Origin of the sequence: Rathayibacter sp. AY1F6, assembly GCF_002932035.1 — a bacterium.
GTDB lineage: Bacteria > Actinomycetota > Actinomycetes > Actinomycetales > Microbacteriaceae > Rathayibacter.
In genome coordinates, this window is record NZ_PSVD01000014.1 from 19,520 (window position 1) to 31,958 (window position 12,439).

The following is a 12,439-nucleotide window of genomic DNA, read 5'->3' on the forward strand; positions in this document are numbered from 1 at the left end:
GCCGGGCTCAGCCCGAGTGGTGGCGCCCGATCGGCAGCACCAGCGGCGTCCGCGAGACCGGGTCCTCGATCACGCGCGACTCCATCCCGAACACCGCGCGCACCGTCTCCGGCGTCACCACCTCGGCGGGCGTGCCCGAGGCGTACAGGGCTCCGTCGCGCACGGCGACGAGGTGGTCGGCGTAGCGGGCGGCGAGGTTGAGGTCGTGCAGCACGATCACGATCGTCGTCCCGCGCGAGCGGTTGAGGTCGGTGAGCAGGTCGAGCACCTCGACCTGGTGCGACACGTCGAGGTAGGTCGTCGGCTCGTCCAGGAGGAGCACGTCGGTCCGCTGGGCGAGGGCCATCGCGATCCACACCCGCTGGCGCTGCCCGCCCGAGAGCTCGTCCACGGGGCGGTCGGCGAGCTCGAGCGTGCCGGTGTCGCGCAGCGCCTCCTCGACGATCGCGTCGTCGTCCGATCCGGAGCCGCGGCCGAAAAGGCCCCGGTGCGGGTAGCGGCCCCGGGCGACCAGGTCCGAGACGGCGATCCCCTCCGGCGCGATCGGGGTCTGCGGCAGCAGCCCCACCTGCTGCGCGACCTGGCGCGTCGGGAGCCGGTGGATCGCGCGCCCGTCGAGCAGGACGCTCCCCGAGCGCGGGGTGATCAGCCGCGCCATCGCGCGCAGGAGCGTCGACTTGCCGCAGGCGTTCGCGCCGACGATCACCGTGATCCGGCCGGGCGGCACGGCGAGCGAGAGCCCGTCGACCACCACGCGCTCGTCGTAGGCGAGGGTGACCGCGTCGGCGGCGAGGGTGGGCGGGGCGTCGGTCACAGGGAGCCTCCGGAGCGGTTGCGGCGGGCGAGGAGCCAGAGCAGGAAGGGCGCGCCGAGGGCACCGGTGACGACGCCGACCGGGAAGCGCGCGCCCGAGAACAGCGCGCCGACGACGTACTGGGCGAGCAGGTCGGCGGCGAGCACCACGACCGCGCCGACCAGGGCGGAGGGGATCAGCAGCGTGCGCGCGCTCGGCAGGATCCGCCGCGCGATCGGCCCCGAGACGAAGGCGACGAACGCGATCGGGCCGGTGGCGGCGGTCGCGACGGCCACGAGGCCGACTCCGACCGCGAGCAGGGCCAGCCGGCTGCGCCGCACGTCGAGCCCGAGCGCGGTCGCCGACTCGTCGCCGAGCTGCAGCACGCCGAGCCGGCCCGAGAGCAGCAGCGCCAGCGGCACCAGCACGAGCATCGTCAGCGCGAGCGGCGGGACGGAGGGCCAGGCGGCCGAGTTGAGGCTGCCGGTCAGCCAGCGCAGCGACTCCTGGACGTCCTCGAAGTCGGCGCGGGTCTGCACGTAGGCGATCACGCTCTGGAACATCGCCGCGACGCCGATGCCGATGAGGATCAGCCGCGCCCCGATCACTCCGCCGCCCTCGGCCAGCCCGGCGATGATCAGGGCCGTCGCGAGCCCGGCCGCGACCGCGATCACCGAGACCGCGCCGCCCGAGAGCCCGAAGAACGCGATCGCGACGACGGCCGCCGCGCTCGCCCCCGACGTGATGCCGATGATGTCGGGGCTGGCGAGGGCGTTGCGCAGCATCGTCTGGAAGATCACGCCGCCCATCCCGAAGCCCACGCCCACCAGGACGGCCGTGATGGTGCGCGGCAGCCGCAGCGTGCCCACGGTGAAGGAGGCGCCCGGCACGGTCTCGCCGAGGATCACGCGGACGACCTCCGGCACCGAGTAGACCGTGCTGCCGACCGTGAGCGAGACGACGACGAGCACCAGAGCGAGCACCGCGAGGACCGCGCAGCCGATGACCGTGCGCCGACGGCGCAGCGTGCGGCCGGCCGCGATGCCGACCGCGGCGGGCGCCTCCGCGGTCCTCACAGCGCCCGCACCTTCGAGCGGCGCACGATCGCGATGAGCACCGGGGCGCCGATCAGCGCGGTCACGATGCCCACCTCGACGTCGCTCGGCCGGGCGACCACGCGGCCGACCACGTCGGCGACGAGCAGCAGCAGGGCGCCGAGCAGAGCGGAGGAGGGCAGCAGCCAGGCGTGCGCGGGGCCGGTGACGCGGCGGGCGAGGTGCGGGACGACCAGGCCGATGAATCCGATCGGTCCGGCGATCGCGGTCGCGGCGCCGCAGAGCAGCACGGCCGCGAGCCCCGCGACCAGGCGGATCCGCCCCACGCGCCGGCCGAGGCCGGTCGCCAGGTCGTCGCCGAGCGCCAGGGCGTCGAGCCCCCGCGCGCTGGACAGGGCCAGCACCGCGCCGACCGCGAGGAACGGGAGGACCTGCAGGATGCTCGCGGTCTCGGCGCCGCCGACTCCGCCGACCTGCCAGAAGCGGAAGCGGTTCAGCGTGGTCTCCTGGGTGAGCAGGACCGCGCTGATGAGGGAGGTGAGCGCGGCGGCGGTGGCGGCTCCGGCGAGGGCGAGCTTCAGCGGAGTGGCGCCCTCGCGGCCGAGCGAGGCGACCGCGTAGACGAACGCCCCGGCGACGGCGGCTCCGAGGAACGCGAGCCAGATGAACTGCGGCAGGCTCGTCGCGCCGACCCCGGCGATCCCGAGCACGACCGCGAGCGAGGCGCCGGAGTTGAGGCCGAGGATGCCCGGATCGGCGAGCGGGTTGCGGGTCAGGCCCTGCATCACGGCTCCGGCGAGCCCGAGCGCGGCGCCGACCAGGATCGCGAGGACCGTCCGCGGCACCCGCCCCTGCACCGCCGCGTCGACGATGGACGCCGGATCGGGCAAGGTCAGCGCCGGCCAGACCTCGCCGAGCGGGATCTCGCGGGAGCCGTACACGAGCGAGAGGACCGACGCGACGGCCAGCGCGACGAGGGCGACCGCCAGCGCGGTCGCCCTCGTCTTCCGGGTGGGTGCGGTGCGGGTCACGACACCTTGTCGGCGGCCGCGGCGAGGCCTGCGGTGTACTCGTCGAGCACCCACGGGATGCTGAGCAGGTTCGGCGACGAGGTGGCCATGGCGGCGGAGGAGCCGTCCTCCAGCACGTAGACGGAGCCGCGCTCGACGGCCGGGATCTTGGAGAGCAGCGGGTCGGCCTGCAGTGCGGCGAGGGTCGTGTCGTCGCCGTAGACGACGAGCACGTCGGCGTCGAGCTGGTCGGCGTTCTCGGAGCTGATCGTGCCGCTGAACGCCTCCGAGTCGCCGGAGAGCTCGGCGACGCTCGGGGCGACGTCGAGTCCGAGGTCCTCGACGAACTTCACGCGCGCGTCGTTCGGCGTGTAGTAGGTGAAGGTGCTCGCGTCGGTCGGGTCGTACCAGCCGTACATGAACGTGGTGCCCGCGAGCTGCGGGTAGGACGCGGTGGTCTGCGTGATGTCGCTCTCGATCTCGCCGACCTTCGCGACGGCCTCGTCCTCGAGGCCCAGCGCGGCGCCGTCGAGCTTCGCGGAGTCCTGCCAGGTCGTGCCCCAGGGCAGGCCCGGGTAGGCGACGGTGGGGGCGATCTGGCTGAGGGTGTCGTAGTCCTGCCGGGTGATGCCGGAGTAGGCCGAGAGGATCACGGTCGGGCTGAGGTCCGAGATCGCCTCGAAGGGCACGCCGTCGGTCTCGTCGAACAGGGTCGGGGTCTCGGCGCCGGAGGCGTCGAGCGCCTCCTTCGTCCACACCAGCAGGCCGTCGCCGTCCTCGTCGCCGTAGGAGGCGCGGGTGAAGCCGACCGGGGTCACGCCCAGCGCGAGCGCCACGTCCTGGTTGGTCCAGCTCGTCGCGACGACGCGGTCGGCCGACTCGACGGTGGTGCTGCCGAAGGCGTGGTCGACGGTGACGGGGAAGCCCTCGCTGCTCTCGGCGGCGCTGCTCTCGGACGTGCCCTCGGAGCCGGCGTCGGCTCCTCCCGAGCAGGCGGTGAGCAGCAGCGCGGCGAGGCCGAGCGAGGCGACGGCGGTCAGGCGGAGGGGGGTGCGAGTGGCGGGCACGGCGATCCTTCGAAGGGGGTGGTGGGGGTTGCGAAGGTTAACCTAACCTAACCGCCTGGACGGGGCCAGTGGCCGGCGGGATCAGCGGCGGTGGGACGCGACCAGGCGGCGCAGGTGCTCGCGGGGAGCGTCGACGATCCGGACGGGGTCGTCGAGCACGAGCGTCGTGCGCTCGGATCCGTACTCGGGCCAGCCGGCGTCGCCCGTCGCCGCGAAGGCGGCCCAGCGCGACGAGACCTCGTCGCTGAGGCGCTGCGGGGCGGGCCCGATCGTGCCACGGGCGTCGTCGAGGCTGCGGAAGAGGAAGGGCAGCTCGAGGGAGTGGGTCGCGCCGCGGGAGTCGTCGGCGCGCCAGGCGAACAGGGCGGCGCGCGTCGATCCGGTCGCTGCGGCCCGGGCGTCGAGCAGCCGCAGACTCGGCTGCCGGTAGATCTCGTCGGCGAGGCACGCCTCCAGGGCCTCGGCGTCCGAGGGGGTGCGGCCCAGGTCGGCCGCCAGAGCCTCTCGATAGGCCCCCGCGTCCCCTCCCGGAAGCAGGTCGGCGATGTGCCGGTCGAGCTGTGCGCGCAGCTCGACGGAGTCGGGAGCCCGGAGGTCGACGGAGCCCGAGCCCTCGTTGACGTTCGTCGTCACGACGAGATCCACTCCGCTCGAGGCTCCCGCCGCGACGGCGGACACCGGGTCGCGGGTCAGCAGGCGGCCGTCGAGGCCCGCCCGGAACACGGCGACGGTGTTCGGACCCGCGGCCGAGCGACGGGCGAGCAGGCGGTCCTGCGCCTCGATCAGGCGAGGCCAGGGCAGGTCGAGGAGCCGCTCCGGCGGCGCGCCGAGCAGGTCGAGCAGCTCCGCCGTGGCCTCCTTGCCGTACTCGCGCGACCCGACGCGCTCGGGGTTCGCGCTCTGCAGCACTGCTCGCGCGAAGAGGCCCTCGGCGCGGGGCGCTGCGAGCAGCATCGCGGCCGACGTCGCGCCGGCGGACTGGCCGGCCAGCGTGATCCGACCGGGGTCTCCTCCGAACTCCGCGATCTCGTCGCGGACCCACTCGAGCGCGGCGACGGTGTCGTGCAGGCCCGCGTTCGCGGAGTCGCGGTACTCGTGGCCGAGGAGGTGGTCCACGGTGAGGAATCCGAGCGCGCCGAGCCGGTGGCCGAGCGCCACGACGACGGTGCCGGTCCGGGCGGCGAGCCGTGCTCCGTCGCAGAAGGGCTCGGAGGGGGAGCCGGCGACGTGCAGCCCTCCGTGGATCCAGACGATCACCGGGCAGGCCTCGGCTGCCTCCGGCGTCCAGACGTTCACGGTCAGGCAGCCGATCTCGCTTCCACCCGACGTCTGCGGAGCGCGCGGTCCGGGCTCCAGCGCCTCGCGCCGTCCGCTCCAGGCCTCGAGCGGCGGAGCCGGGAGGAAGCGCCGGGGGTCGCCCGCGTAGGGCACCCCGAGGAACGCGTGCGCCGCTCCGTCCGGCGTCTCGACGGTCCGCCCGAGCAGCCGGCCGGCGGAGACGACGGCCTCAGCCATCGCGCCCTCCGGGCTGCAGGAGCACCGGCCCGTGCCCGGGCGAGAGGGTGCTCTGCAGCACGAGGGAGGACGCTCCGACGGCGGCCGCGTCGCGCGGGTTGCTCGAGAGCTCGACCTCGATCGGGTGGGCCCGGCGGGCGAAGCGGCGCTCGTCGAGGCGGGCGCGGATCGCGCGGGTGTGGATCGATCCGGCGATGGCGACTCCGGGGCCGGTGAGGACCAGCTCGTCGAGGTCGAACAGGTTGGCCAGGATCAGAGCGCCGTCGGCCAGGTGCCCGGCCGCGCGCTCGATCAGGGCGAGGGCCGCCGGATGGCCGTTGATCGCCGCCAGGCTGAGCACGTCGAAGTCGCGGGCGTGCTCCTCGGCGCGGAAGGCGAGGTCGAGGTCGGCGAACGCGGCGCGGTCGGAGCGCGCCTCCTCCACGACCACCGTCGGCGAGGCGTACCGCTCGAGGCAGCCGACGTTGCCGCAGAAGCACTCGCGCCCGCCCGGCACGATCGTGACGTGGCCGATCTCGACCGCGTTCGAGCTCGCCCCGCGCAGCAGTGCGCCGTCGAGGACGACCCCGGCCCCGATGCCGGTGCCGACGTAGATGCTCCCGAAGGTGCGGTGCCGCGAGACGCCGCGGCTCCAGAACTCGCCGATCGCGGCGGCGGCGGCGTCGTTGTCGAGCAGGATCGGCGCGCCCAGACCGGCGCCGAGCTCCTGGCGGAGCGGGTGGTCGCGCCAGTGGTGCAGCGTCGGCGGGCCGAGGACGCGGCCCGCGGCCTGGTCGATCGGGCCGGGAGCGACGACCGCCACGCCCGCGATCGAGCCGCGGTCGATCCCGGTCCCGCGGATGAAGTCGTCGTAGGCCCGGACCAGGCGCGCGGTGACCTCCTCCGGGGAGGCGAGCGCGGCGCCGTCGATCTGCTGGCGTGCGATCACGCCTCCGCCCGTGTCGGTCGCGACCAGGGTGATCGACTCGAAGCCGAGCTGCAGGCCGATGGCGATCCTCGCCCGCGCGTTGATCTCGAGCAGCTGCCGCGGCTTGCCCCCGGTCGAGGTGGAGCCGGTCTGGCGGACGATGCCGTCGGTGAGGAGCTTGCGCACGATCATCGAGATGGCGGGCTGGGTGAGGCCGGTCGCGGCGGTCAGCTCGACGCGGCTGATCGGCCCGGAGGAGCGGATCAGGTCCACGACGAGGGCGCGGCTCCCGGGGGCCGCGGGTGTCGATTCGCGCCGTGCCATGCCGTCACCTCCCGTTCCGCTCGTCAGCGTACGGGACGGCTCCGGCGCCGATCGGCCCCCTACTCTGGACGGGCGACGAAGGGCGGTGGCGATGACGCGGACGAGACCGATCGGCCTGGCCCTGGTGCGGGCGACCGAGATCATGGGCGCGGAGCCGTACTTCCACGAGTTCATCGCCGGTGTCGAGCGGGCGGTCCGCCCCTCGGGCTACTCGGTGCTCCTCAACGTCCTGCCCGACGCCGACGCCGAGCTCGCGACCTATCGGCGGTGGAGCGAGGACGGCGAGGTGAGCGGCGTGATCCTGGTCGACCTCGAGGACGGGGATCCGCGGCCGGAGTTCGTGCGCGGCCTCGGCCTCCCCGCCGTCGTGATCGGCCCGCCGAGCGCCGCCGTCGGCTTCCGCGCGGTGTGGACGGACGACGACAACGCGATGCGCGCGGCCGTCGACTTCCTCGCCGGTCAGGGCCACTCCCGGCTCGGCCGCGTCGCCGGACCCGCGGAGTTGCTGCACACGCGCATCCGCGAGGAGACGTTCGCGCAGGAGTGCGCGCGGCACGGAGTGTCCGGACCGACGGCCGGGGGCGACTACTCGCGGGCCTCCGGGGCCCGAGCTCTGGCGGCCCTGCTCGACGGCGACGAGCGGCCGACGGCGGTCGTCTTCGACAGCGACCTGATGGCGCTCGGCGGACTCGACGAGGCCCGCGATCGCGGTCTCGCCGTCCCGGGCGAGCTCTCGCTCCTCGCCTGGGACGACTCCGCGCAGTGCCAGCTCAGCGAGCCCCCGCTCTCGGCGGTCTCGCACGACGTGCAGGTCATCGGGATGCTCGCCGGCCGGGAGCTCCTGGCCGGCATCGCGGGTGGCGAGAGCCGTGCGATCAGCAGCCCCGCCGTCGTGATCGTCCCGCGCGGATCCACGGGCGCGCCGGCGGCCTGAGCATCTCCGACCGCCGGTCGACGGCCGTCGCCACGCCCCGCGTGCTCGCACTGCCGTCTCCATTCGTTACATAAATTATTTACTTTTGATATTGACCTCGACGGGGAGGACAGGGGAGTCTGTCCGAGGACCGGCCGACGAGGGCGGGGCGACGAGCCCCGCTCCCGAGAGCGGAACGACGCGAGCCGGTCCTCCACCCCGGTCGAAGGAGCCCTGGAACACACATGACCCGTGCCGCAGCACCGCCCGCCTCGAGGCGCTCCCGCCTCCGCTCGGCCCTCGCCGGCGGAGCGATCGCCGCCGTCGTCGCCTCGACCCTCGTCGCGACCGCGTCCTCCGCCCAGGCCGCCCAGGCCGCGCCGGCCGACTGGACCAGCGCCAACACCGCGTTCGTCCAGCGCGACGGCAGCGCCCTCACCCTCGACGGCGAGCGCTTCCGTGCCAGCGGGACGAACATCTACTGGCTCGGCCTCGACGAGAACGTCGGCGGGATCGACTACCCGACCTACTTCCGCATCAAGGACGCCCTCGACACGGCGGCCGGGCTCGGGGTCACCGTCGTGCGCTCGCACATGATGACGTCGACCAGCCAGGACGACGCCGACCCGCTCGCGCTGATGCCGCGGCTCGGCGAGTACAACGAGGAGGCGTTCCGCACCATCGACTTCGCGGTCGCCTACGCGGGCACTCTCGGCATCCGCCTGGTGCTGCCGCTCACCGACCAGTGGGAGTACTACCACGGCGGTCACCGCGACTTCACGACTCCGCTCGGCCTCGAGTCGGACGACTTCTACACCGATCCGGCCGCGATCGCGGCATACCAGGACTACGTCGACCACGTGCTCGACCACACGAACACGATCACCGGGACGCGCTTCATCGACGACCCGACGATCATGGCGTGGGAGCTGGGCAACGAGCTCGAGGGCATGACCCGCGAGTGGATCGACGCCCAGGTCGCGCACCTGAAGGAGAAGGCCCCGGAGCAGCTCGTCGCCGCCGGCCGCCGCTTCGACATCGATCCCGACACCCTCGCGTCGCCGGACCTCGACATCGTCGACGTCCACTACTACCCGCCGACCGCCGAGCGGGTCTCGGCCGACGCGCGGACCGTCGCGGACGCGGGCAAGGTCTACATCGCGGGGGAGTACGCCTCGACGGCCGCCTCCGCCACGCTGCTCGACGCGGCCGCGGCCGACCGGAACGTCTCGGGCATGTTCTTCTGGTCGCTGTTCGGGAACAACGACCGCGGGGGCTTCGTCCCGCACGACGACGGCTTCACCCTCCACTACCCGGGCGATTCGGCGCGGGAGCGGGAGAGCGTGGAAGCGGTCGAGCGCTACAGCGCGGCCGTCGGCAGCACGCCCGGCCGGCACGAGCTCGGCGCCCCGCTCGTCACGGCCCTCGACCAGGTGTACGGCATCACCACCGTCTCGTGGCGCGGGACCGCGGGAGCGCAGGGCTATCTCGTGCAGCGCTCGGTCGACGGCGGTGCCTGGAGCGACGTGACCGACGGCGCCGTCTCCGCCTCCGCCTCCCCGGTCACCGACTACGACTCGCCCGACGGAGCGCGCTACCGCGTGGTCGCGGTCGGCGAGGGCGATCGCCCCGGCCCCGCCTCCGACCCCGTGGCCGCGCCCGAGGCCGGCACGGTGCTCGTCGATCCGCTGCAGACCTGGACCCTCAGCTCGGCACACGAGAACGCGCGGCTCGAGCCGACGCCGGCCGGCGGAGTCGTCGCCGCGACGGGCGCTGCGAGCATCACCTGGCAGCGTGACGGCGTGACCGCCGCCGAGTTCCTCCTCTCGGACCCCTCGGCCGCGACCGTCTCGACGAGCACCGACGGGACGACCTGGACTCCGGCCGCGACCACGGTCGACGGCGGCGCCCTCCGAGCGGACGGCCTCGACGGCGACGCCGTCCGCCTCTCCTGGAGCGGCAGCGCCACCCTCGAGCGCGCCACCGTCACGAGCGCGGCGGAGGCGGTGGCCCTCGCCGACCCGCTCGACGACTTCTCGAAGGTGTCGGCCCGCACGGGCAGCCTCGCGATCGACTCCGGCTCGCCCGCGCAGTTCGGCGGAGACGTCTCCCGCGTGAAGCGCGAGAGCACCGATCCGGCGAGCCTCACCTGGAGCTTCGACGACATCAGCGGCGCCGACGTGACGGCCTGGTACTGGCCCGACCAGCCGGTCGCCCCGCTCACCGTGGAGGGCTCGGCCGACGGTGCGACGTGGGCGCCGATCGCGGTCGACACCCGCGGCGGCACCGGGAACTGGAAGCAGTACACGCTGTCGGTGCGCGGCCTCTCCGGCGTGAACCAGCTGCGCGTCTCGTGGCCGCAGGGCCCGGGCGAGGCGTGGACGCCGCAGATCGGCTCCGTGAACCTCTTCTCGCCGAACGCCGCTCCGCTCGGCGCCCCGGCCGCCCCCGCGCTCGTCGCGCCGGCCGCCGGCGCCGACGGGATCACCGCGACCCCCGCGTTCTCGTGGGAGCCCGCCGCCGACGCCGCGTTCTACCGCTTCACCCTCTCGGCATCGGAGGACCTCTCCGACCCGATCGTGGAGACGACCGGGCTCACCGCGACCACCGTCCGCCCGGACGTCGACCTCGCCCCCGAGACGCGCTACTCCTGGCGGGTGACCGCCGTGAACGGCGTCGGCTCCACCGTGTCCGAGGTCCGCTCGTTCGAGACCTCGGCCGTGCCGACGGAGCCCGTCGTGGTCGACGACTTCGAGGGCTACGCCGACGACGCGGCGGTCCGCGAGGCCTACGTCCGGAACAGCGGGGGCGGCACCATCGCGCCGACGCTGGTGCCCTCCGGCGCCGGCAGCGCCGCGCGCTTCGACTACGACACGGGCACGGCCGGCTACGCGGGCGTCGTGAAGACGTTCGATGCTCCGCAGAACTGGTGGGGCTACTCCGGGCTGACCCTCGACGTGGACGCCGCGGCCCCGTTCTCGGTGCAGTTCGTCGCGAACGGCGCCTACTGGGAGGCCTCCGTCACCCCGGCAACGGAGGGGCCGACCGTCGTCCCCTTCTCAGCCTTCGCTCCGCCGTCGTGGGCCCCGGAGGCCGATCTCGACCTGACCTCGGTGACCCAGTACGCCCTCTACGTGAACGGATCGGGGACCGGAGTCCTCACCGTCGACGACGTGGCGACGGTGGTCGCCGCCGGGCCCGCCCCGACGCCGACGCCGACCGCTCCGCCCACGACGACGCCGACCACCCCGCCGACGACGACGCCCACCGCACCGCCGACGACTCCCACCGCGCCGCCGACGGCCGGACCCTCGCCCCACCCTCACGTGCCGTCGTGGCTGGAGTCGCTGGTGCGCCAGTACCTCCCGACGATCCGGCACTGGTGGCAGGCCCGTCACTGACCTCCGTCCCGCACCCACTGCACTCACCGTCGCACCGCGACGCCCTACCGAGGAGAACACCCGTGCAACGACCCACCAGAAACCGCAGGACCACGCTGATCGGCATCGTCGCCGTCGCCGTCACGTCCTCCCTCGCGCTCGCCGGCTGCTCCGGCGGATCGGCGGGGAACGACTCCGGCGAGCCGGCCGGCGAGATCACTGTGCTGACCAACCGCACCGACCTGGTCGACACGACCTTCGCCGACTACGCGACGACGTTCGAGGGGAAGTACCCCGGGACGACAGTGAAGTTCGAGGCCCTGACCGACTACGAGGGCGACACCAAGATCCGCCTGAACTCGAAGGACTACGGCGACGTGCTGCTCATCCCGAGCTCCAACGTCACCAAGGACGACTACTCCGACTACTTCGAGCCGCTGGGCTCGACGGAGGAGCTGTCGAAGACCTACCGCTTCACCAACGAGGGCTCGTTCGACGGCACCGCCTACGGAGTCTCGACCTTCGGCTCGGCCATGGGCTACGTGTTCAACCGCGACGTCTGGACCGCGGCGGGCATCACCGACCCGCCCGCCACGGAGGAGGAGTACCTCGCCGACCTCGAGAAGATCAAGGCCGACGGCGTCGTCCCCTATTACACGAACTACAAGGACGGGTGGCCCCTCGCGACGATCGAGGGCAACCTCGGCACGGTGCAGGGGGCGGACGTCCGCACCGAGATGATCGCGGACGACGCGCCCTGGACCGAGGGCAACGACCAGTACAACATCGACGGCCTGCTCTACGACACGGTCGCGCAGGGCCTCAGCGAGGCGGACCCGACCACCACGAACTGGGAGGAGTCGAAGGACCTCCTCGCGAGCGGGGAGATCGGCTCGATGGTGCTCGGCTCCTGGGCCGTCTCGCAGATGCAGGACGCGGCAGAGAAGGCCGGGAAGTCCCGCGACGTCATCGGCTTCTGGCCGATGCCGTGGGCGCAGGACGGGACCTTCACCTCGGTGACCGCCTCGGACAAGTTCCTCGCGATCAACAAGAACTCGGACAACAAGGCCACCGCCCGCGCGTGGATCGACTGGTTCACGAACGAGTCCGGCTACGCCGAGAGCCAGGGCGCGATCAGCCCCGTGATCAGCGACCCCGCTCCCGACACCCTCGCGGACTTCGACGCGCTCGGCGTGCAGTACCTCGAACTCGCCCCGGACCCGGTCGGCAAGGAGGCGGTCATCAACGACATCGCCAACGAGGCCGAGATCGACCTGTTCGGCAACGCCTACCGCCAGGAGCTGATCGACGCCGCGCGCGGTGCGGGCGCCGGCGACAAGGAGTCGCTGTTCGCCGACCTCAACTCGCGCTGGGCCGCGGCCCGCGCCGACGTCGCCGAGTAGTCCCCGCGGGCGGCCGCCTCCCGCGGCCGCCCGCCCCCTCCCTCCGGAGCCCCACCGCTCCTGCACCCCCGA

At 73.6% G+C, this 12,439-nt stretch carries 9 protein-coding genes; 3 read left to right on the plus strand and 6 right to left on the minus strand.

The window, feature by feature from the left end; translation table 11 throughout:
- Positions 1 to 7 precede the first annotated feature (7 nt).
- From C5C44_RS11755 to C5C44_RS11780, 6 genes are all read right to left on the minus strand, one after another.
- Positions 8 to 814, minus strand: coding sequence for an ABC transporter ATP-binding protein (locus tag C5C44_RS11755; protein ID WP_104224308.1), 807 nt, complete (start codon positions 812 to 814; stop codon positions 8 to 10).
- The gene (locus tag C5C44_RS11760; protein WP_104335913.1) at positions 811 to 1,869 is read right to left on the minus strand and encodes an iron chelate uptake ABC transporter family permease subunit; all 1,059 of its coding nucleotides are present in this window, start codon (positions 1,867 to 1,869) and stop codon (positions 811 to 813) included. The genes C5C44_RS11755 and C5C44_RS11760 overlap by 4 nt, the downstream gene beginning before the upstream one ends.
- The gene (locus C5C44_RS11765; RefSeq protein ID WP_104335914.1) at positions 1,866 to 2,879 is read right to left on the minus strand and encodes an iron ABC transporter permease; all 1,014 of its coding nucleotides are present in this window, start codon (positions 2,877 to 2,879) and stop codon (positions 1,866 to 1,868) included. The genes C5C44_RS11760 and C5C44_RS11765 overlap by 4 nt, the downstream gene beginning before the upstream one ends.
- On the minus strand, positions 2,876 to 3,925 hold the full coding sequence (locus C5C44_RS11770) for an iron-siderophore ABC transporter substrate-binding protein (RefSeq protein WP_181027213.1): 1,050 nt from the start codon (positions 3,923 to 3,925) through the stop codon (positions 2,876 to 2,878). The genes C5C44_RS11765 and C5C44_RS11770 overlap by 4 nt, the downstream gene beginning before the upstream one ends.
- 81 nt (positions 3,926 to 4,006) lie before the next feature.
- Complete coding sequence (locus tag C5C44_RS11775) at positions 4,007 to 5,440, minus strand: carboxylesterase/lipase family protein (RefSeq protein WP_104335915.1); 1,434 nt, start codon at positions 5,438 to 5,440, stop codon at positions 4,007 to 4,009.
- Entirely contained in the window at positions 5,433 to 6,671 is a 1,239-nt protein-coding gene (locus tag C5C44_RS11780) for an ROK family transcriptional regulator (RefSeq protein WP_104234022.1), read from the minus strand. Before C5C44_RS11780 ends, C5C44_RS11775 begins: the two co-directional genes overlap by 8 nt.
- 91 nt (positions 6,672 to 6,762) lie before the next feature.
- Here C5C44_RS11780 and C5C44_RS11785 point away from each other — a divergent pair, with 91 nt between their 5' ends.
- From C5C44_RS11785 to C5C44_RS11795, 3 genes are all read left to right on the plus strand, one after another.
- Complete coding sequence (locus C5C44_RS11785; RefSeq protein ID WP_208543581.1) at positions 6,763 to 7,605, plus strand: LacI family DNA-binding transcriptional regulator; 843 nt, start codon at positions 6,763 to 6,765, stop codon at positions 7,603 to 7,605.
- 224 nt (positions 7,606 to 7,829) lie between these two features.
- A complete protein-coding gene (locus C5C44_RS11790; RefSeq protein ID WP_104335916.1) occupies positions 7,830 to 10,985 on the plus strand; it encodes a carbohydrate binding domain-containing protein in 3,156 nt (1,051 codons plus the stop codon).
- A gap of 62 nt (positions 10,986 to 11,047) precedes the next feature.
- The gene (locus C5C44_RS11795; protein WP_104234024.1) at positions 11,048 to 12,367 is read left to right on the plus strand and encodes an ABC transporter substrate-binding protein; all 1,320 of its coding nucleotides are present in this window, start codon (positions 11,048 to 11,050) and stop codon (positions 12,365 to 12,367) included.
- The last annotated feature ends 72 nt before the right edge of the window (positions 12,368 to 12,439 follow it).